A 21,581-nucleotide genomic window follows, 5' to 3' on the forward strand; every position below is an offset into this window, starting at 1 on the left:
TATCATGTTACCTGTTCTTTTTAAAAAGTCAGTGCTGATGATAAATATTGGAAAAATTAATACATTACGCGTCGTAGCCCAATACCCTTTTGGCTACGCTTTAGCGCCACTTGTCGAAAACAACGACGAAAACGACTGCGTAATAGAAATAGATGATGCTGAAGAGCTGCAAACTGTGACCCTTGCGATTGACGAAGTAGAAACTTCCCTCGCAGAAGGACAACAGATAGACGTATTTGTAGCCACAGATCAGCGCGGCGATCTTTATGCCACTATCAAAAAACCTTTGATTCAAGTTGGTGAAACTAAGGTACTTAAAGCGGTATCTGCCACTAACTTTGGTGCATTTTTCGACTGGGGTTTAGACAACGACCTTTTAATGCCCAACGACTACCAGGCCCAACCTGTCAATCCAGGTATGTACTATGTTGTTCACACCTTTTTTGATGATAAAACCCAGCGTATTTTAGGTGCTACCAAGCTTCACTATTTTCTAAAGGAAAGTAGTGCCTATCTCAACGAGGGCGACACAGTGCAATGCTTGGTTTATGCCAAAACTGATTTAGGTTTTAAGGTCGTTATCAATGAAAAAAGCTTAGGTCTTATTTTCCATAGCGATGCCTTTAAGCCACTTAAAGTCGGGCAAGCTACTGAAGGGGTAATTAAAACAATTCGTGACGATGGCAAGGTGGATGTAGCCCTTCAGCGCATAGACAAAGGTGGCCGTGATGCACTTCAACAAGCCATTTTGGATGACTTAGAAGCTCATGGTGGGATTTCTACGCTAACAGATAAGAGTGCGCCAGAAGCCATTTACTCTCATTTTAACGTGAGTAAAGCGGCGTATAAAAAAGCGTTAGGGGCGTTATATAAGCAAAAGAAAATCACGCTTAGCCCAGATGCTGTTCGCCTTAACAAATAAACGCACATGTCACAGCTGCATTGAAGCGCTAAACTGGCCTGTCTTGCAGCTTCCTTTTTTATTTTTATGACATTAGGACAAACAATGAAAGCACGTGTTTCTTGGGATCAAGATTTAACTTTTACAGGAACTACAGACAGCGGTTACAAAACGGTGATGGACGGCAGCGGTAAGGCTGTATCTCCGATGGAGTCAGTGCTGTTGGCAGTTGGTGCATGCTCAAGTATTGACGTGGTAGACATTCTTAAAAAAGGGCGCTTTAACATTGAAGCCTGCAACTGTGAATTAGAAGCTGAACGCGCTGAAGAGCCGCCTCGTGTATTTACTAAAATTCACGCGCATTACACGGTGTCAGGTGAAGGCATTAGTGAAAAGGCCCTTGCTCGCGCTGTGCAGCTTTCTGCAGAAAAATACTGTTCCGTCATGTTAATGCTAACGGGTAATGTTGAGATCACTACAAGCTATACTTTGGTTTAATAAACTATAGTAGAACCAGCCTCTTTTTAGCGATTCTCGCTAGGCATTAGTAGAAAAGGCCAACCACTTGGGTTGGCTTTTTCGTTGAAACTGTTTGTTACACTCGTAACTTATTGAAATAATTAACAATTAACATTAGTTAACATCTTTGGCATATTAGCTGCTGTATATGGTCATTATTATATAACGACAATTACGTTAGGGTTATTGACCATGGAAACTACAACGCACAGCAACACCTCTTTTTCACCAATACGTTCTTTATTACCGTTTTCGCCAACATCACTCAAATTACTTGTTGGAAGCGGTATTGTTGCCCTCTCTCTCTCGATGACAGCATGTTCTGATGCTGATGCCATTAACGACCAAGCCAACGCCACCGAAGTTGAAGAAACCGTTTTTGCTATTCCCGTTGAAACCCAAACCATTGTTACTGGCGACATTACGTCCACTTACGATACAACCGCTATTTTAGAAGCCCGTGAAGAAGCATTTGTGGTTGCGCGAGCATCTGGAATTATCGAAAAAATTTTTGTAGAAGAAGGTGATTATGTTGAAAAAGGCCAGGTACTGGCACAGCTTGATAAACGCCGCTACGAGCTGAACTTATCAAAAGCTTTGGCTGATTTAGCTGGCATTGAAAGCGAACTAGAAAAGGTCAACAAAGTCTATTCTAAAAAGCTTATCAGCGATGACACTTACGACAAGCTCACTTCGCAATTTGAATCAGCAAAAGCATCTGTACGCTTGGCTGAACTTGATTTGAAAGAAGCCACTATCACAGCCCCAATTGATGGATACATTGCAGAGCGAAACGCAAAAGTAGGTAACCTGACTGAATCGTTCCAACGGGAGAGAATGTTCCATATCGTTCAGCAACGTAATCTTCAAGGCATTGTGTATCTGCCTGAAAATGAGCTACCTAACGTAGTGATTGGACAAGGTGCAATGCTTACCGTGGCGGCTTTAGGCGACAGAAGTATCACCGCGAGTGTTGAACGTATAAGCCCGGTCATCGATGCGACCACAGGCACGTTCAAAGTAACCTTAAAAGTACCTAACGAAGATAACAAACTTAAAGCCGGCATGTTTACCGATGTGTCACTTGAGTACGCAACACATGCTAACGCCACGTTGTTGCCTCGTAGAGCGCTAGTTACCATCGATAATAATCATAGTGTATTCGTTGTCGACAACGGCAAAGTTAAAAAAGTTGATATTTCTACAGGTTTTGAAAACAACGAAGTCGTTGAAGTTATTAATGGTTTAAACGGTAATGAAGAAGTGGTTACCGCAGGCCACCAAAACTTGAAAGACAGCGCCCCTGTTGAAGTAGTTAACAGCTAATTCGGCCCAACAAGGAACTCACACAATGCGTATTGTAGATATTGCTGTAAAGCGCCCTGTTGCCGTTAGTATGTTCACTTTTGCGGTATTGCTATTTGGTATGGTGTCGTTAGGCAGACTGTCGGTTAACCTACTGCCTGACTTATCTTACCCTACTCTCACCATTCGTACTGACTACGACGGTGCAGCGCCAGGCGAAGTCGAGCAACTGGTTTCAAAACCCATTGAAGAAGCCATTGGCGTAGTAAAAGGCGTACGTAAAGTTACGTCCACATCGCGCGCAGGCCAGTCTGACGTAGTGCTTTCATTTGCATGGGGTACTGACATGGATTTCGCGAGCTTAGAAGTGCGCGAAAAACTCGATGTTTTACAACTTCCCCTTGATATAGAAAAGCCAAGACTCCTTCGTTTTAACCCAAGTCTAGACCCGGTAATTAAACTGGGGCTGACGGCACAAAGCGATACGTCAAGTTTAAGCGTAGCGCAAATGAAGCGATTACGTTTATATGCCGAACAGCAAGTAAAACGAGCGCTAGAGTCAGTAGAGGGTGTGGCAGCCGTGCGCGTTGGCGGTGGTTTAGAAAACGAGATACACATTCTTATCGACCAGCAGAAAGCCAGTCAGCTGTCTATTCCCATTACCCGAATTATTGACCGGGTCAGTGCCGAAAACATCAACGCGGCGGGCGGTCGAATTGATAACGCAGCCCAGGCGTTTTTGGTCAGAACCCTGAATCAGTTTGAAACACTGAGCGATATCGAAAACCTTTTCATTGGGCGTTTTGAAGGCAGAAACATTCAACTTAAAGACGTGGCAACGGTTGAGAGTGCTTATAAAGATCGTGATGTGGTAACGCGCTTTAACGGCAATGAAGGCATTGAAATTGCCATTTATAAAGAAGGCGATGCTAATGCCGTTAACGTTGCGCAAAAAGTGGCTAGCCGGTTAAATGAGGTCAACAACAACTTGCCTTCAAACTACACGCTTAGCGAAATTTATGACCAAAGCGTGTTCATTAAGCAAGCTATAGATAACGTAAAATCAGCGGCAGTGATGGGCGGTATTTTAGCCATGTTAGTGCTGTATCTTTTTCTTAAAGACTTCTGGGCTACCGTTATTATCTCGGTTTCTATTCCGGTATCAGTAATTGCTACCTTTAATCTAATGTATGCCAACGATATAAGCTTAAACATGATGAGCTTAGGTGGTATCGCGCTTGCTGTTGGATTATTAGTAGATAACAGCATTGTTGTGCTTGAAAATATCGATCGCCATAAAAAATTAAAAGTGGCTGGAAGCGATAACGCTACAGCTAATGAAAAAACGACGGCAGAAGCCACAGACACTGAGGCATCTGCCGCTAGCGAAGGAACAAAAGAAGTCTCTGGCGCAATTGTGGCTTCGACACTGACCACTATGGCCGTGTTTGTGCCGCTAATATTTGTAGAAGGTATTGCAGGTCAGCTGTTTAAAGACCAAGCGTTGACCGTGTCGTTCGCTTTAGCTGCATCGCTTGTTGTCGCGCTTACACTAATTCCTGCGATGGCACACAAGAAGAAAAAGCAACAGCTCGATCACGAAGAGGTGTTCACTACACCAGCGCCTACTCCTCCTACGTCAACGTTTGGCAAAGTTATGTATTACCTTACCCTACCAATCCGTTGGGTATTCAGACTTATCTTTGTATTTTTACCTGCAGCTTTGGTCACCTTGGTGATTGGCGCTTGGCATATCGTCAGCAAATTATTAAGCGTTGCCTTTAAACCACTTATTTGGGTATTTAATAAAGCGTTTGACCTTCTCGCTTCTGCTTATGAAAAACTGCTGCGCGTAAGTCTTAAAGCCAAAGCGCTGGTGTTAGCTACTGCCTTTATTCTTGCTGCTGGCGCGATAATGCTTGTACCAAAACTAGGTATGGAACTTATTCCTACCCTGTCACAAGGAGAATTTTCGGTAGAAGTGACCCTCCCTGCGGGCTCGCCACTAGCGCGTACCGACGCTATTATCAGCGAGCTTGCTGCGGTTGCAGTAATTAACAATGATGGCGGCGAAACCAAGGTGCTTCGCACCTATGCCATGTCTGGTACGGGAAGCCTTATAAGCGCTGCGCCTAATCAGGGTGGCGATCATTGGGGCCGCTTAAACATTGTCATGCAGCCTACGGCGACAGCTTCCGATATGGACGCGGTAAAGCGTGCCCTTCGCGATCATCTAGCCTTTAAACCTCAGGTTCAGGCAACGTTTTCAGAGCCTGAGCTATATAGCTTTGCATCGCCTATTCAAATTGAAATTGCGGGTTACGACCTCAATCAATTACAGCAGTATGGCGACGCCATTGCTACCAAGCTAGCCAGTTTTAATAATTTTGCAGACGTAACGACCAGCATTCGTGACGGAAACCCAGAGCTTAAAATAGCCTTCCATCACGCCAAACTTGCTCGCCTTGAGCTTGATGCATCAACCGTTTCTCAGCTTATTGCGGCCAAAGTAGGTGGCCGTGTCGCTACACAGTATAGTGTTGAAGACAGAAAGGTAGATGTGCTAGTAAGAACCCAAGAAAACCAGCGAGATGACATCGCCAGCGTGCGCGCCATTGTTGTTAATCCAGGCTCTGCGCAACCTATTCCATTAAGTGCAGTTGCAGACGTGTACATGAGTGTAGGTCCTAGCGAAATCACCCGCGTTGGACAGCAGCGTGTAGCGCTGGTATCTGCAAATTTAGCCAAGGGTAAGCTTGATGAAGCAGTTGCCGTTGCTAATAAAGTCATTGATGAAACCCAACTTCCTCTATCTTTAAGTGCAACAGTAACTGGACAAAGTGAAGACATGCAAAGCAGCTTCCGTTCGCTACAGTTTGCCCTAGCACTTGCCGTGTTTATGGTGTATTTGGTTATGGCGTCTCAGTTTGAGTCGCTGCTGCACCCTCTGCTTATTTTATTCGCAGTGCCGCTAGCTGGCGCGGGTTCTGTGTATGGATTGTGGCTTACCAATACGCCGCTAAACGTGGTGGTATTTATCGGTTTGATTATGCTGTGCGGTATTGTAGTAAACAACGCTATTGTATTAGTTGACCGTATAAATCAGTTACGCCGTCAAGGAGTAGATAAAGACACCGCTATTCTAGATGCTGCAAAGACCCGCCTGCGCCCTATTGTGATGACCACACTTACTACGGTACTAGGTTTATTGCCTATGGCGTTTGGTTTTGGTGAAGGTGCTGAAATTCGCACGCCAATGGCCATCACTGTTATTTACGGCCTTCTGTTTGCAAGCTTGCTCACCCTCATTTTACTGCCAGTGCTTTACAGCCTGTTCGACGTGAAGAAAAACGTTGCGCAGAAAACGTCTGTTAACACTAATGCGGGCTTTAGTGACGAAGGAGCGATGTCGAAAGGAGGTGTACTATGAGTACACCTTCTCACAACGCTAATAACAGTTCTGAAACCCATACTGAAAAGCGCCAAATAGGTGAACCGAATCAACGCGAGACAGATATAGCTTCACAGCCGCACCTTTCAAAAATTGCAGGTATAGGCGCCTCGCTTGCACGCTTTGCGTTAAATAAGCCCGTTACCATCGGAATGCTGTTTTTGTCTATGTTGCTGTTCGGCATTGTATCTGGCCGCTTATTGCCTTTAGAGAAATTCCCTGGGATTGATATTCCAGAAATGGTAGTGCAGATCCCCTACCCTGATGCAACGCCTGTAGAGATTGAAACGATGATAACCCGTCCGGTTGAAGAAGCTGTTGCTACCATGTCGGGGATAAAGCGCTTAAGGGCGCGGTCGTACGACAATATGGCTGAGGTCATTGTAGAGTTCGACTGGGATGAAAACCTTAAAGCCAAAAGTATTGAAGCGCGGGAGAAGATTGACGCTATTCGCCACGAACTCCCTGACGATATAGAGCGGATCATGGTGTATAAATTTAACACCAACGATATGCCTATATTCCAGCTGCGTGTATCGAGCGACCGCGACTTATCAAATGCCTACGACTTGCTTGAGCGTAACCTTAAGCGTCCGCTAGAGCGCGTTCCGGGTGTATCGAAAGTTGAGCTATACGGCACCATGAAGCGTCAAATTACTATTCGCTTAGATCCTAAGAAAATGGCGGCCTACCAAATAGACGGTACACGCTTAGAGCAGCAGCTTCAAAACGCCAACTTCTCGCTAACCGCGGGCTATATGTACAATAACGGTGAAAAAATTCTGGTTAACCCAACTGGCGAATTTACCGATGTAAACGACTTTAAAAATATGTGGGTTACCCGCAGCGTTCGCTTGTCTGATATTGCCAGCGTGACTTACGAGCTTCCTCAACGCAATGAAGGACGTCATTTAGATCGCACCTTTGCGGTAGGCTTTAACGTATTTCGCGAATCGGGCAGCAATCTTGTAGAAGTTTCCGACGCGGTAATGAAGGTTATCGAAAAAGCCAAAGAAGACCCTGAGTTTACAGGCATTAGTTTATTTGTAATGGACGACACCGCGAAAAGCGTAACTTCGTCGCTGAGCGATTTGCTAAACGCTGGCCTTTTAGGTGCGTTGCTTTCAATTATAGTGTTGTACTTATTCTTGCGCCAGCTTACCACCACCTTAATCGTGGTGCTTTCAGTGCCATTCTCGATTTGTATTACCTTAGGTGTGATGTATCTATTAGGTTATACACTCAACATCTTATCGTTAATGGGCCTCATGCTAGCGGTAGGTATGCTGGTAGACAACGCCGTTGTGATCACTGAAAGCGTATTTCAAGAACGCCAACAAGAGGGGAACATTAAGCGAGCCACCCAGATTGGTGTAAACAAAGTCAGTCTTGCAGTCATTGCCGGAACTGCAACCACGGCAATAGTGTTTTTACCTAATATTATTGGGGTAAAAATAGACGTGACTATTTTCCTAGAGCACGTTGCTGTGGCTATCTGTATATCTCTGTTCGCGTCGCTTTTCATTGCTAAAACACTGATTCCCTTACTGACAACTAAGGTAAAGATCCCTGTTGTAAAAACGCCTCAAACACCGTCCTACATAAAAGGCTATGGTCGTGCGCTTAACTGGATGTTGAAACACCAGGGTGTAACTTGCGTTATCGCGTTATTTATCCTGGCATCGACCTTTGTGCCTATGCAGGTGGTAACGTCTGACGATGAGGGTAACGACAACCAAGAGCGCATTTGGCTTAATTACCATGTGACACAAAACTTCACCTTGGATGAAGTGGAAAAAACCGTAAATAAAATGGAAGCATATCTTTATGAAAACCAAGAACGCTTTCATATTAAGCAGGTGTATACCTATTTTACTGCCGGCCATGCAGTAAGCGGTATCACGCTTAATGACCAGTTGCCCGTAAGTGTGGGTAAAATTAAGGAGGATATTCGTGAAAACATGCCTTCATTCGTGCGTGCTCGCCCCTCTTTCCAGTGGGATAGCGGCAACGGTGGTGGCGTGAGAGTAACGCTGTTGGGCGAGTCTTCAGAAACCTTGCTAAATATTTCAGAGCAGATCATCCCTATTCTTTCCACTATAGAAGGGCTGGAAGATGTAAAAGCCGACACGGGATCTACCCGTGATGAGGTTCAAATACGCATAGACAGAGAGAAAGCAAACCGCTTTGGCATACAAGTAAACGATGTGGCTAAACTTATCTCTACGGCACTACGCGGCAGTAATTTACGTACATTCCGCTATGGTGACGCCGGAGAAGTGGCGGTGCAGCTTAAGTTTGGCAGCGATATTCAAGCCTCGCTAAGCGAACTTAAGAACATCAATATTGGGTTTACGCAGGGTCAATCGGTAACGCTGAACATGATTGCAGATTTCACTGTGGTGCCACAGCTTTCGCAAATTAACCGCAACTATCGTCAAACAGCGCTAGCTATTGGTGCAAATCTAGAGGGTGAAACCACCACCGAACAAGCTCGTGAACGCATAGAAAAAGCATTAGCTAATATCGAATTGCCGACAGGCTATAAGTGGACGCTAGACGGCAGCTTCTCTCGCCAGGATGAAGCCAATGCCGTAATGCAAATGAATATGCTATTAGCGCTTTGCATGATATACGTTGTGATGGCCGCGCTGTTTGAATCGCTAATTCTTCCAACATCTGTAATTACGTCACTACTGTTTTCCTTTACAGGTGTTTTTTGGGCATTCATGGTTACAGGCACATCTATGTCTATCATGGGGATGATTGGCATGCTGATTCTGATGGGTATTGTGGTTAACAATGGCATCGTATTGGTAGACAGAATTAATCAGCTAATTAATGAAGGCTTGTCGCTGTATGACGCAGTGATTGAAGGATGTATGACACGTATCAGGCCTATTCTGATGACAGTAGCCACTACAGTTCTAGGGCTTATTCCACTTGCGATGGGGAGTACTCGAATTGGTGGCGACGGTCCTCCCTACTCACCAATGGCCATTGCAATCATTGGTGGGCTAGTATTCTCAACGCTAACCAGCTTGTTCTTAGTACCACTTGCTTACGTGTTGCTACTAAAGCTTAGGTTTAAAACGCAACGTTTGTTTAAAACCAGTAAAGCGCGTGTAGCCACGTACATTAAAATCGCTAATTAAGGCGCGTTTTAAAGCAAAAAGTAAGACAAAAAGCGGGTCTAGTTTTCACCATTTACGTCAACGTGATTGACGATGAGTGCAAGCTAGCCCGCTTTTTCTGGATTTATTGTAACCGCTACCACGCCTTAGCTTCGCGATGTCAGATATTCATGTACGGCATCAGCGTGACGCTCAACTGAAAACTCAATTAGGCTACTGCCATTGCACGTCAACCCTTCTTCAGACGTTACCATACGCAACACTTCACGCTGACTAGCACCAATGCGACCTACGTTACGTGAAAGACTAGAGCGAAGTACTCTAACATCATCATTTATCACAGCTTTACAAAACCCTGCAAATTGGGTTTCGCCTACAAAGCGTATGTCTTTTTGCGGTGCTGCGGCAGTTGCGTTAACGCTAAATGCTGCGGTTGCAGTTACAGCTAGCACTTTTACCGCGTTGGCTAGTTTCGATTTAACTGGTTTCATGTTTAATTCCTCAATGTGTAGATAAAGGCTTTAATCAAGTTTGTGGCAAACTCTTAGTTTTTGGTTGAACAAAGCTGAACAATCAACAATTCGCTCAACGCCCTTTATTTATGCATCAAGAATTAAAACTTTTCTGTTGAATGATTGTGTAATGGGGGTAAATGTGTGGTAAATCAGTTTGTTACACCATTGTTACTAGGCTAAATCACTGTTTTATCGAGATTAATTTAGATTACATATTACTAATATATCTAGCGATGGAACTTGTAGGAAGAAAGAAATATAAGACTTAAGTATAAAAAGGCCCCTTTTGTTATATATAGTAACTTAAAAGGTGTATATTGTGTATTAAGGTAGAGAAATCTGCCTTTTTATTGACCGAGGAGTCATGTAGGACTATAGTGTATTGTATGTTTAATGTGTACACGGAAGGTTGGTTTGTCATCAGTAAAAGTCAGAGCGACGATTGTCGAAGACAATACAGGTATTAAAAGCCAACTGCCTATCTTGCTAACTGAGCAAGGAGAGTTAAGTACGGTCACAGATTACCTACTCAAGCTAGAGGCGGACGGTAAGAGTAACTCCGTCATAAATGGATTTCTTCAAGCGGTGTCCTTATTGTTGGATTACATGGAAGCCAATAGAGGGTTGTTTGACGATCCGAAGTTGCTCTTCCAGACCTTTTCTAAGCGGTTGTATACAGGAACGATTGGTGAGGATGGACTTGACCCCTCTGGTTTATATTGGGTGCCAAGCTCAACCAGTAACGTGAATAAGCATATTCACCGACTGACGGCATTTACCGACTGGTTGGCAGACAAGCAAAGCACTGTGTCAATGAACCCCTTGCGTGATGCCACCCCTCATGAGCAGCGATTGAACTACGCCGCATGGTATCGAAAAAACCAAAATGACTTCCTTGGTCATATTGAAGAAAAGGCCGTCAATAAAACCATCCGTAAGGCACGAACTATTAAGGGGCGCACACCACTCACCAAAACCGAAGATGATGCTATCGCCTTTCCTGAAAAGCATTGGGAAGATTTTTATATGAATGGCATCGGTGGAGCGAGCGATCCACGCGTGGCACTCAGGGACAAATTAATACTCCTGCTCATGCACGGTGGTGGGTTACGCGAAAGTGAAGCTTTAACACTTTGGGTGACAGATGTGTTTGAAGACCCCTATAACCCAGATAGTGCAATCGTTCGAATTTACAATGAAGTCGATGGCAAAGCGCCAAATGACCCTGAAGTTCGTTCTAAAAATCAAAATAGAGAGACGTACTTAAAAGAAAAGTATGCGCGTATCCCTCGCCAGCGTATGAAAGGCACCGCGCATCTTGGTTGGAAGAACCGTGTGGCTGACCATAAAGACAACTACATACAGGTTCAGTGGTTTCCCACCGACTATGGCAAAGTGTTTATGTCACTTTGGAAAAACTATCAAAAGTACCGCGTCAGCATCGACTGTCACCATCCTTATGCGTTTATTTCGTTTCATCACAGCGCGTTAGGCAACCCTTACACCATCAACGCTTTCCATGATAACTACGCCAACGGCTTGAGGCGCATAGATTTAGAACCAAGCAAGGCTGAAGGTAAAGACCCTCACGGGCATCGTCATAATTACGGTAGACGATTAGAACGCTCTGGATTGAACCCGTTGGTGATTCGAGGCTGTATGCACCATAAGTCCTTAGATTCACAAATCCCCTACACAGGCAAAGGTCAGCAGGAAATCTCTGATGAACTGACCCAAGCCACACTGCAACTGGCAAACCCTAACTCCAAAGTCAAAGCATTGGATTGGAAAACACTCGCAGAATATGGTTTTGATGACATCGACCCGCAGGGTTATTTCACTGGTAAACATCCCAAATTGAGAGGTAAATAATGACGCGAGTTAAAGGCAAAAAACATGACGGACGTTCATCGGATTTAACCTTCTCTTGGATGATTACCACGTACGGTGCGGAATGGCAGCAATGGCAGGAACTGGCAGCAGAGTGGATGGCGACACAAAAATCTGGCGTTCAGCACAAGCGGAAGGCGTTAAGCACCTTCTTTGAGTCCTATGTTGCTGAATATGCACCCTATGCCATTGGCAATATAGATTTGTTTTTTAAGGGCTACCAAGGGCATCAATGCTCTGGTGAGGAGTTGACAGCACTGCTTGAAACTACACTAAACGACCCTGCTACGCTCCAAAAGGGCGTGAATTATCCATGTAATTTCATCGATTTTGTTATTGAAAAAATATTCTCGGAAGAAGATGACAATGGCAATCTAGTGCCGCTGTTTCAAAATCCGATCAACAAAATCAAAAGACAAAACTCCGCTACCGAAACTGTGCGTAACCCTTTGCCGTATCGCTACATTCAGGACTTGCGCCAAATCCTTTGTCCACTGCCTGACAAAGTTGAACTGGCCGTCATTGAGCAAAATCTTAAAGAGGGTGAAACCCTGCTGCCTGCCTATCACTATCGCCACTTCAAGCACTGGACATGGGCGCAGCAGCAGACAGGTCAAACAAATGTAGGTCGCAGTAATGGTGATTGGTTTGAAGTGGAGCCTGAGCTGATTGATAAATCCGACCCTGATTGCGTGTGGCGCAGCAAAGAAGTGACTCGCTATATTAAAGGTGAAGGGAACAAGAAAATAACCGTTCACCAACTTTGGTCGCCCGTCAAAGCGATGGTTATTTTCATGAAGCTCCATCTGCCTCTACGTACCTATCAGGTACGGATGCTCGACAGTGGTGAAGCGGATACATGGCGTTATGACCAAGGTCAATGGGTAGTGAATACCAAGCATGATTTTGCACTTGGTAGTGAAAAACGCCCGTTCGGTAAAGGTATCTTCCGCCGCATTCACGACACCATGACAGGACTGTATTCTACAGGCTTGTATATAAACACCAACAAGACCGCTGACCAGAACAAAAACGAGCTAGAGCGTGGTTACATCATCCCTTGGCAAAACGAGGAAGTGCTATATTGGCTAGAAAAACTGCGTAATTGGCAAGAAAAATACAATCCGATTGCAAAGCCCACCGATTGCACCACCCTGCTCAAAAAGCACTTTGGTTTTAAAAAATCGAATAAACAGCAAGAAAGTATGGGGGAAATTACCTTTCTGTTTCGTGATGCAGCAGCCAAAGGAGAAGATAAATACAAGCCAGTCCAAGATATATCTCATACATTTTTATGGTATCGACTCCTATTGACGCTAGAAAATCACCTCGCAGAGCAAGGCAATACCTTGGATAACGGAGAACGTTTAAAACTGGTTGTGGACTACCCAGAGGGTACGCCAGAACGGAATAAGGTTGCCACACTCTTTCCTTTACACAGTTTGCGAGTCTCACTCATCACGGCGTATACGATGGACACGCAATTGCCACTTCCCGTGATTTCTAAGCTCTTAGCTGGGCATACACGCCTGCTGATGACCGTTTATTACAACAAAATAACCCCGTCTGTGATGGCAGAGAAAATGGATGAAGCGCATGGTGAATTGGATGCCAAATCCAAACAAACAGTGCGCAACTTCCTTAAGGATGCCTCAATGGAACAAATTCAGTGCAAGATGGTGTATCACCGCGATGACAGCATTCAGGCGGCACTGGTTAATCGTAATCCGATAGGTTGGGAAGAACGCTCGTGTGGCTTGTGTTTGGTAGGTGGTAACACCGTGAAATCGGATGAAGTCAGTACCCTTGGCGGGTGCTGGAACGGTGGTGAGTTGACTAAAGATGCAAAAGCCGCTGCAAATCGCGTTTATGCCAGTGTGCCACATGGCCCTGAAAACTGTATCCGCTGCCGCTGGTTTATTACCGAAGCTTATTATCTTAAGCCACTCAATGCCCACTTCAATCAACTGAGTTACAAAGCGTATCAGGCCGCTAACCTCTCTGTGGAAATCGAGGGTGAACTGGAAAACCTCAAAGACGAGCAGTTCTTTTGTGAAGAGCAAGGAAAGCCGTTTATCAAACACGATGAACTGCAAGCCTTGCAGCGCCGCTATGAAAAACAGCAAGTCGAAGCCGATGAATATACAAAAGACTGGATTGCGTGTTTTGAGCTTATCAATAAAATCATTCGCGTTGAAGAAACAAGAAATAAAGATGACAGCAAAGATAAGCTGATTGCGGTTGGCTCTGAGCAAGATGTCAGCCATGCCTTGAAGTTTATCGAAACCGACTCAGAGTTGCTGCATCTATCCCTGCTTTGTGATGACGCTGAATTCTACCCTGATTTGCAGGACGAGCTGCGTAAAACTCCTGCCATAGAAAAGCGTTCACGCAAGCTCAGCCGTGTGCTGATGAAAAAAGGCTTTGAGCCGATTTTCATGGAAATGGACGACAAACAACAGCTCATTGCTGCCAATGCGATGCTACGCCAAATGGCAAAAATCGCCGACCCTGACGACAAACTTGAAGGCTACCGCAAGGTGGCTAACTACATCGAGGCGGGTGAATACCTGAACGATAACAAGCTGTTCTCTCAGGGTATTCATGCACTGACTGATAAAGCCATTCACCTAGATGGCATCACACTACCGAACTTATTGGAGGACTAATGGAACTCGATATTGATGTCATTCTGGCGGACTTAAAAGATGGCAAAGTACCTCGCACGCAGCAAAACCTCGATAAGCTCAACGATACGCTGAAAGCCTATGTGGAATCAGGTCAGCGCGATTTCTCCATTACGCAAATTGGGCGAGTTTCTGCCGAAAATGGCGGATTGGCGTATGAGGCTTTGCGTGCTACTCGTAATAAGCACTACCGAACACTCATCGAAGCATGGGCGGCAAAATGCAATACCAGTATCAAAAAACCGTTATCCAACACCTCTAGGTCTAAATCCATCCCTGCGGATAATAAACTGTTAGAGCGCATCCCAGACCCAGCGGTACGCGCCTTGTTTGGTCAAATCATTGCCGAGCGTAACCGTTACCGTAAAGAGGTTAATTTGCTCAAGCAACACGCCAATATTACCATCGACAAGCGCCCAGTACACCAGTTTGATACCACCGCAGAACCAAGCGTGGAAGTGCTGCCATCCCTATCAGGCGTACTCACCGAATCAGAGAAAAAAGCCTTAGCGTATGCCATTTCAGATGAATGCATGGAGGCAAACAACTGGCAATACACCCAAGCGGGTCAGGTAAAAGACTTGGAATACAACAGCGAAGTATTCCCAAGAGGCTTTGTCACAGGGCTTCGCAAGCTATTGGGTGAGGTAGATGACTGATGGCAAGTGGGCAGCAGAAAGCGCAACAAAACCTTGAGGCATTTGAGGTCTGGAAAGCCACACAGACGGACGATGACTTTAAACAAATCGTGTTCAGAGGTCAGCTTAACCGCATAGAGGTTGCTAAAGGTGTGGGTTGCGGTAAGTCGGCTTTAAACCAAAATCCCGCCCTCAAGAAAGCACTCAAAGCCTTAGAAGATGAGCTGCGCGGTAAAGGTGTCCTGCCACCGTTGACCGACGCTGCCAAGAAGAGCGAGGGCAAACCTCAAGCCTACGATAACACTGCAAATCGAAAGCTTCTCGATTCAAAGCGAGTATCATCATTAGAGGCTGAGAACATTGAATTGAAAGCTAAGGTCAGGGAGCTAGAAAAGCGACTTGAGTGCTTCGGTGAGCTATCTGAAACCTTGTCCGAAATGGGGTTGATGCCACGATGAATACCGCTTTGTATGAAGACCAAATGCGTGTCACCAGTATCCCTTATCGCTCGACAAAGATGGTGATATTCAGCGGTGTGCCGCTGGTGAAAGACTCTTACAAAACCAATAGTGGCAAGTATTACGTCACCATCAAAGCCGACCCCGATAGCATCCCTGTGCTTCCAACGCTGGGTCAGCATTGGTCTGTCAAAGGCGCTCGCCAGATAGAAAATATGGAGGTAGGCGATTATGTGATGCAGCAGCACACCTATGAATCACCCAAGCATGTTAAATGCACTTTGCCCGAAACGGGTGAGCAACTGATACGCTTTATCGCCAGAGAAAGTGACTTCAAGGGTATTGGCGAAAGCAAAGCTAGGGCGCTCTGGCAGCTCTTGGGTAAAGACTTCCATGCCACACTGAGAAATGACACCCCAGAGTCCAGAAAGCGTCTGACATCGATTCTGAGTGAAGATTCAGTGGAAGCACTCTTTAAAGGGTACGCCAAATATAAAAATCTGGCACATTGCAACTGGATGAGTGAGTACAGCATCCCCGCCAGTGTGCAGCAACGGCTGCTCAAGCATCACGGTGAAGCCGCCATAGAGGTAATTAAGGATAATCCTTATGCTTTGATGGGCTTTGGTCTTTCGTTCAGTACCATTGAAGATATTATCAAAGTAACGGATTTTAAGAGCGATGTTGCGAAGGATGACCCAAGAAGGCTCAGCGCTGCTCTGGAAATGGCGATTCGCAAGGAGATTGAAAAAGGTCACACCTATACCACTCATGCCAATGTGCGCCCTTACCTCAACAAACTATTGAAAGACAAAACACTGGTCACTCAGGCGTTCCAATCAGGTCATGATAAAGCTCAGTACATTTTAAATCCCGATACAGGAGCCTACCATCCAACGGCGCAACTTCTGATGGAAAGTGTCGTTGCCAAGCGCTTAAAAACACTGATTAAGCGAAATGACTTGTTTGATGAAAACGCCAATGCTGCGTATTGCTCTGCGGTTGCGGAGCTTCCCTACGAATTAACACCTAAACAAACCGAAGCCGTCACAACGTGTCTGGATAATTCGGTAAGCTGTATTACGGGCGGTGCAGGAACAGGCAAAACAACGGTACTCAGAACGGCTCTCAGGGCTTACCATCAACTTGGATTTGAAATACACGCCGTTGCCCTCAGCGGTCGTGCTGCAATGAGACTTCATGAGTCCATCGGTTTTGTTACCTCAACCATTGCCAAATTGCTGCGTGAAGACCCCATAGAACCCAGTGTAGAGAAAACAAATCACCTACTGGTGATTGATGAGGCAAGCATGATTGACTTGCCAACCATGTATCGTCTCGTGAATCACATTCACCCCTCTGTACGATTGATATTCACTGGCGACCCCGACCAACTTCCACCCATCGGCTGCGGCAAGGTGTTGGCAGACATCGTTGAAGCAAAAACGGTGGCTAATACGATGTTAGATATCGTCAAGAGACAGGAAGGTTCAACGGGTATCCCCGAATACTCAAAGCTCATCAATCAAGGTGTGGTGCCTGATCGATTAAGTACGGGAGCAATACATTTTCACGAAACCAGTAAAACAGACATTGCCAAAGTATGTTGTGAACTTTACCAACAGTGTCCTGAAAACAGTCGCGTCATGGCTCCAACCAAGGCACTCGTATCAGAAATCAATAAACTCACCCAACAAGCCGTTAACCCAGGTAGCACTAGCCTTGAGTTCGAAATCAATGGTGATAAGTTCTTTTTACCCCTTCGCATGAATGATGCGGTGTTATTTACCCAGAATCATTACGACAAAGGCATTCAGAACGGCTCACTTGGTATGCTAACCAACGTCAAACCTTCTGGTGATAGTTACGGTGAAGTGACGCTAGATACAGGTGAAAAGGTCGAGATAACACAATCCGTTCTCGACTGCATGGAGTTGGGTTACGCAATCACCCTACATAAAGCTCAAGGGTCACAGTTTCCACGCATCATCATCGCTCTGCAAAACGGAAGAATAGTAGATAGAGCATGGCTCTATACGGCAATTACGAGAGCGGAAAGTGAAATCCATATCGTTGGTAGTCGTGATGATATGAAGCAGATCACCGAGGCACCTAGTCACTCTCATAAGCGGAATAGCTACCTAAAGGAACTGTTGAGTTAGCAATTTCAAACTCGTTTATGCCCCGTTATGAGTTAGACCTAATATTCATTCATATCTTGTTAACGTGATTTTGGATTAGTTTTACTTGCTGCTTTTTTGAGTAGTTATAACGAGTCATGGTGATTTTATCGCTTGAGTTTCGTTTTTAATAAGGCTGATTAAATACATTTCTCATAAACACTTTGAAATAATGCTATCAAGCTCATGATATTTATGAGTTAAATGGAATATGATCGATGAAATTTATGAGTGTGTTATTGCATAAGGTGAAGGCTTGTTAATAAGTTGTTTTGCCTTTCAAAGAATAATAAATTTCAACGTTAAGCTAGGAGTGTAATTATGGATGTAAATGTAAAAGAAATTGCAGGGGTCTGGGACTCTGGTTATTCGCTTGATAAGCACATTGTAAGTAGTACGTATATTGGTGAAAATCAGTGGGGTCATGCGCAGTTTGATACGGTGAGAACTGATGTCGGTGAAGCGGTGTTCCTCTTAAAATACCGAGATGATTTTACTAAGTGTGCTGATATTGCTCAAAGCATAAAGGACAATATTTTACCGAAACTACCTTTTATTTCTTTCATTGTGGCTATGCCACCTTCGAAAGTCAGACCCAAACAACCTGTACAAGAAATAGCGTTAGAGCTCGGTAATATCGCTGGTAAGCTTTGTATTAATGGTTTACTGGTAAAATCAAAGTCCACACCACAAATGAAAGATATTGCCAGTCGTGAGGAACGTATAGAGTTGTTGATGGCGGCATTTGAGATCGATGATAAAGTAATAGCAGAGACGTTGCCGGAAACAGGTTACAACGTACTTATAATTGATGATTTGTACGATACTGGCACATCATTAGAAGCTGCCACTCAGACACTACGTCAATGTGATAAGATTGAAAAAATATTTGTTGCTACAGCTACTAGGAAAAGATAATGACTACGGTTTTTATTTCAGGCTCAATGAGAATTAAAAATTTGGACGAAAACGTGCGTTTTCGCTTAAAACACATAATTGATGCTGGGTTTGATGTGATCGTTGGTGATGCTGATGGTGTGGATTCCTCGATACAAGAGTTTTTACTGCAACAATCCTATCAGAATGTGACGGTATATTGTACTGGCGGACAACCCCGAAACAATGTAGGACGTTGGGCCATCAAAAACATTGTTAGTAGCGCATCTCCCGGTTCTAGGGCGTTTTTTACCGCCAAAGACTTAGCCATGACCCAAGATTGCGATTTTGGATTGATGGTTTGGGACACTAAAAGTACAGGAACTTTGAGCAATGCAGTGGAGCTCTTACAGCTCGAAAAAAAGTCACGTGTATACGTCAATAAAGAGAAATCTTTCGTAAAGGTAACCACCGTACAAGATCTTGAGCACTTGGTTACTTTTATGAGTGACTTTGCGTATAAAAAAGCGAATGACAAGATTAAGTTAAGAGCTAAGATTGAAGCCATTAAACATAAGTCTTTCGAACTATTTTAGTACAGGCATACAAGCATTTAAGAGTGATTACCAACGCTTGACATTTTTCATGCCATCGTTGGGTTTCGTGTTTACAGTGGTGTGGTTAGGTTTCATGGTAGCGTTGCTCACCTTAATGTGACTACATGTTTTTAAGGATAGTTGTGAAAAATTTTACTCATTTATATCAGAGCTTTAAATTCTCAATGGTCCGCATTACTGTTAGAACAGAAAGTGGTGATTTAAGTAATGGTTCAGCTTTTCATATCGGAGATGGTTGGCTTGCTACTGCCGCACACGTAGTAAATGGCGGAGAAATTGAAGAAATTGTTTCTGAGCATTGTCATGAAAACTTGGAAATCGAAAAGATAATCTGTCATAGCGATAATAGAGTCGATTTAGCAATCATAAAGACGAACCTCAATCTTACTCACTACTTAACACGCACAACTATTGTTGGCGCTCCTGAGGGCTTTGTTCAAACTGATCATGTTGAGATCGGTGGGCATTTAGATGACTGGATTGGTGACGAACTAGTTCTGTCTAAAGTATTGCTGATGGGGTATCCGCCAATTCCTTTTTCAAATGGCCCTGTTTTGCTTGCTTCGGAAGGTGAAGTTAACGCAGTTGTTGATAAATATAATGGACCACACCCTCACTTCATCATTTCTAACATGGGACGTGGTGGATATAGTGGAGGCCCCGTTTTAAGTGAGTATGGCTTTTTACTCGGTGTTCTTACTGAATCATTAGCAAAAAATAACCAATCTGAAGAGCTTGGATATTCTTCTGCCATATCGGTTGAACCTTTATTGGTACTTCTACAAGAAAACGGTGTTTATCCGGGAAAAAATAAAGAAACAATCGAGGTGCTTCTTGAAGGTGCTGACCATTGGGATAACAAAACATAACATAGTGTTCAAGAGAGATTCATGCCACATGGCATTTTTAGTATGCGGTGGGTTTTGGTGGTGAAAATGGTCTGCGGAAGGTTGGTTTATATGGCATTCCCCCCTTAATTTAACGCAGCGATACCCTTAGTTTTCCTAATATCTACCGGTCGAAATGGAGCTAATACTCTAAATGATTTCTGTCCAGAAACGTGTTTTTCAGCGGGTGGTCAAGAAAAATCATAAATGCCTAGCGAGTAGTGAGCTGTGCGAGCGTAAGGAGTGGCTTTATTATTTTACTTTACCATCACTTCCCTTAAATACCCTTTTGGCAGGGTGATGGTTTCACGCAGTGATGCCATCGCCTTGCTAAGCCTTCAGGGATAAAAAGCGTACACACCAATATACATAGTATGTACGCTTTACATATCAACAAGAAGTATTGCCAGTAAAGGGCTGTCACTCACTCACACGCAAATAGACATGGTTTTTACTGTATACCCCAGAAAGGGGCCTTAAAACTGTAATTTTAACAAAATATATAATGATAAAGCGCATCTAATGTACAGAAAACCTCACGATTTCCGTAATTAAATTACAGAAAGCGTGGGCGATTACTCATATTTGCGTTCGCGCTTAGTTTCAATGGCATCAATATAAGCATGCCATGAAGCGTAGCCGATAATAGGCATTAACACGATAAAACCAATAAACCCGGTTACGTAACCAATCGCAACGGTGGTAAAGATGATCGCCCCCCAAATAAGCATGGGCACCTTATTAAGCCACACTGCGTTAACACTGGTTAATACAGCGGTGGCAAGGTCAACTTTGCGTTCCATCAAAATTGGTTGGGTAAACGCCGTAATGAAAAGCATAGCCAATGTAAAACCTGCACCGACAATTGTGCCTAGCGCTAAAAATGGTAACAAGTTTTCTAAATCGTTTTCGATATAAGGCGGATAAAGTGCATGGATTAGCGATGAAACACGCAACCAGAATATCATCATCACTATAAGCAAAATGGCAAAGCCCCACTCATTAAACGCATTTCTGCGCATTGCACGCAAAGAATGGCGTAACGTGGGCTTATGGCCTTTCTCCATTTCCCAGCTCACATCATAAAGACCAGCAGCCAGAAATGGACCTACCAACATAAAGCAAACAATGGCGGGTAAAATAACTAAGTGCCAACCTGTCATTTCAACCAAGTACATAATGAACCACGGAATAACCGCGAAAAGAATGCCATAAAACAATGTGAGACCTGGTGCCCGCATGGCGTCTCGTAATGCCAATGACAGCCACTTTACTGGATCGCCAACGTCTAATTCTTTACAGGGAATAACGCGTGCTATACCACTTTGCGTGATTGCATTCTCTGGTGTTTCTTTGAAATGGTGCGACATATTCTTATCACCTCTGCTTGTTAGCCTGTTTGTTACTAACGCGTTTTTTATACACGCCTTACTATTACGATAGGCGCTGAATGAAAAGTTCACAAGTTATTAACATAAATTTTATACTTAAGTGACAAGCGGATCATTCATCTCGTTATATGG

15 protein-coding genes are annotated in these 21,581 nt (G+C 44.2%); 13 read left to right on the plus strand and 2 right to left on the minus strand.

The genetic code is table 11. The features are described from left to right. The first annotated feature begins 37 nt into the window (after nucleotides 1-37). From MHM99_RS10180 to MHM99_RS10200, 5 genes are all read left to right on the plus strand, one after another. Nucleotides 38-922, plus strand: coding sequence for a S1-like domain-containing RNA-binding protein (locus tag MHM99_RS10180; RefSeq protein WP_049587278.1), 885 nt, complete (start codon nucleotides 38-40; stop codon nucleotides 920-922). 84 nt (nucleotides 923-1,006) lie between these two features. Further along, complete coding sequence (locus MHM99_RS10185) at nucleotides 1,007-1,399, plus strand: OsmC family protein (protein ID WP_014949747.1); 393 nt, start codon at nucleotides 1,007-1,009, stop codon at nucleotides 1,397-1,399. Between the two features lie 213 nt (nucleotides 1,400-1,612). Continuing rightward, nucleotides 1,613-2,746, plus strand: a complete 1,134-nt coding sequence (locus MHM99_RS10190; protein ID WP_049587276.1) for an efflux RND transporter periplasmic adaptor subunit — start codon at nucleotides 1,613-1,615, stop codon at nucleotides 2,744-2,746. 25 nt (nucleotides 2,747-2,771) lie between these two features. Continuing rightward, nucleotides 2,772-6,155 carry an efflux RND transporter permease subunit gene (locus MHM99_RS10195; RefSeq protein WP_239219208.1) on the plus strand — a complete coding sequence of 1,128 codons (3,384 nt, stop codon included), beginning with the start codon at nucleotides 2,772-2,774 and terminating at the stop codon, nucleotides 6,153-6,155. Beyond that, on the plus strand, nucleotides 6,152-9,331 hold the full coding sequence (locus tag MHM99_RS10200) for an efflux RND transporter permease subunit (protein WP_168463299.1): 3,180 nt from the start codon (nucleotides 6,152-6,154) through the stop codon (nucleotides 9,329-9,331). The genes MHM99_RS10195 and MHM99_RS10200 overlap by 4 nt, the downstream gene beginning before the upstream one ends. 125 nt (nucleotides 9,332-9,456) lie before the next feature. Here MHM99_RS10200 and MHM99_RS10205 read toward each other — a convergent pair whose 3' ends face one another. After that, nucleotides 9,457-9,801 (minus strand): DUF3718 domain-containing protein, encoded by a 345-nt coding sequence (locus MHM99_RS10205; protein ID WP_014949750.1) that lies wholly within the window; start codon nucleotides 9,799-9,801, stop codon nucleotides 9,457-9,459. 438 nt (nucleotides 9,802-10,239) lie between these two features. Here MHM99_RS10205 and gmtY point away from each other — a divergent pair, with 438 nt between their 5' ends. The 8 genes from gmtY to MHM99_RS10245 all read left to right on the plus strand — a co-directional run bounded on the left by gmtY (nucleotide 10,240) and on the right by MHM99_RS10245 (nucleotide 20,040). Beyond that, the gene (gene gmtY, locus MHM99_RS10210; protein WP_239219210.1) at nucleotides 10,240-11,697 is read left to right on the plus strand and encodes a gamma-mobile-trio recombinase GmtY; all 1,458 of its coding nucleotides are present in this window, start codon (nucleotides 10,240-10,242) and stop codon (nucleotides 11,695-11,697) included. Continuing rightward, nucleotides 11,697-14,384 (plus strand): integrase family protein, encoded by a 2,688-nt coding sequence (locus tag MHM99_RS10215; RefSeq protein WP_239219212.1) that lies wholly within the window; start codon nucleotides 11,697-11,699, stop codon nucleotides 14,382-14,384. The genes gmtY and MHM99_RS10215 overlap by 1 nt, the downstream gene beginning before the upstream one ends. After that, a complete protein-coding gene (gene gmtX / locus MHM99_RS10220) occupies nucleotides 14,384-15,061 on the plus strand; it encodes a gamma-mobile-trio protein GmtX (protein ID WP_239219214.1) in 678 nt (225 codons plus the stop codon). The genes MHM99_RS10215 and gmtX overlap by 1 nt, the downstream gene beginning before the upstream one ends. After that, nucleotides 15,061-15,498, plus strand: a complete 438-nt coding sequence (locus tag MHM99_RS10225) for a VPA1267 family protein (protein ID WP_193286096.1) — start codon at nucleotides 15,061-15,063, stop codon at nucleotides 15,496-15,498. The genes gmtX and MHM99_RS10225 overlap by 1 nt, the downstream gene beginning before the upstream one ends. After that, nucleotides 15,495-17,660: an AAA family ATPase gene (locus MHM99_RS10230; protein WP_239219216.1), complete on the plus strand. Its 2,166-nt coding sequence runs from the start codon at nucleotides 15,495-15,497 to the stop codon at nucleotides 17,658-17,660. The genes MHM99_RS10225 and MHM99_RS10230 overlap by 4 nt, the downstream gene beginning before the upstream one ends. A 339-nt stretch (nucleotides 17,661-17,999) precedes the next feature. After that, nucleotides 18,000-18,596, plus strand: coding sequence for a hypothetical protein (locus tag MHM99_RS10235; RefSeq protein ID WP_239219218.1), 597 nt, complete (start codon nucleotides 18,000-18,002; stop codon nucleotides 18,594-18,596). Beyond that, nucleotides 18,596-19,150: a hypothetical protein gene (locus MHM99_RS10240; protein ID WP_239219220.1), complete on the plus strand. Its 555-nt coding sequence runs from the start codon at nucleotides 18,596-18,598 to the stop codon at nucleotides 19,148-19,150. The genes MHM99_RS10235 and MHM99_RS10240 overlap by 1 nt, the downstream gene beginning before the upstream one ends. A 143-nt stretch (nucleotides 19,151-19,293) precedes the next feature. Continuing rightward, on the plus strand, nucleotides 19,294-20,040 hold the full coding sequence (locus MHM99_RS10245; protein ID WP_239219222.1) for a serine protease: 747 nt from the start codon (nucleotides 19,294-19,296) through the stop codon (nucleotides 20,038-20,040). Between the two features lie 593 nt (nucleotides 20,041-20,633). Here the strand turns inward: MHM99_RS10245 and MHM99_RS10250 are convergent. Continuing rightward, complete coding sequence (locus MHM99_RS10250) at nucleotides 20,634-21,428, minus strand: DUF2189 domain-containing protein (RefSeq protein ID WP_049587272.1); 795 nt, start codon at nucleotides 21,426-21,428, stop codon at nucleotides 20,634-20,636. Nucleotides 21,429-21,581: the final 153 nt, after the last annotated feature.

The sequence above is a fragment of the Alteromonas sp. MmMcT2-2 genome, assembly GCF_022348305.1.
Taxonomy (GTDB): domain Bacteria; phylum Pseudomonadota; class Gammaproteobacteria; order Enterobacterales; family Alteromonadaceae; genus Alteromonas; species Alteromonas macleodii.

Excerpts from the sequence above, each read along its gene's own strand:
- MHM99_RS10180 (WP_049587278.1), top strand. The coding sequence starts at position 38 with ATGATAAATATTGGAAAAATTAATACATTACGCGTCGTAGCCCAATAC.
- MHM99_RS10185 (WP_014949747.1), top strand. The coding sequence starts at position 1,007 with ATGAAAGCACGTGTTTCTTGGGATCAAGATTTAACTTTTACAGGAACT.
- MHM99_RS10190 (WP_049587276.1), top strand. The coding sequence starts at position 1,613 with ATGGAAACTACAACGCACAGCAACACCTCTTTTTCACCAATACGTTCT.
- MHM99_RS10195 (WP_239219208.1), top strand. The coding sequence starts at position 2,772 with ATGCGTATTGTAGATATTGCTGTAAAGCGCCCTGTTGCCGTTAGTATG.
- MHM99_RS10200 (WP_168463299.1), top strand. The coding sequence starts at position 6,152 with ATGAGTACACCTTCTCACAACGCTAATAACAGTTCTGAAACCCATACT.
- MHM99_RS10205 (WP_014949750.1), bottom strand. The coding sequence starts at position 9,801 with ATGAAACCAGTTAAATCGAAACTAGCCAACGCGGTAAAAGTGCTAGCT.
- MHM99_RS10215 (WP_239219212.1), top strand. The coding sequence starts at position 11,697 with ATGACGCGAGTTAAAGGCAAAAAACATGACGGACGTTCATCGGATTTA.
- gmtX (WP_239219214.1), top strand. The coding sequence starts at position 14,384 with ATGGAACTCGATATTGATGTCATTCTGGCGGACTTAAAAGATGGCAAA.
- MHM99_RS10225 (WP_193286096.1), top strand. The coding sequence starts at position 15,061 with ATGGCAAGTGGGCAGCAGAAAGCGCAACAAAACCTTGAGGCATTTGAG.
- MHM99_RS10230 (WP_239219216.1), top strand. The coding sequence starts at position 15,495 with ATGAATACCGCTTTGTATGAAGACCAAATGCGTGTCACCAGTATCCCT.
- MHM99_RS10235 (WP_239219218.1), top strand. The coding sequence starts at position 18,000 with ATGGATGTAAATGTAAAAGAAATTGCAGGGGTCTGGGACTCTGGTTAT.
- MHM99_RS10240 (WP_239219220.1), top strand. The coding sequence starts at position 18,596 with ATGACTACGGTTTTTATTTCAGGCTCAATGAGAATTAAAAATTTGGAC.
- MHM99_RS10250 (WP_049587272.1), bottom strand. The coding sequence starts at position 21,428 with ATGTCGCACCATTTCAAAGAAACACCAGAGAATGCAATCACGCAAAGT.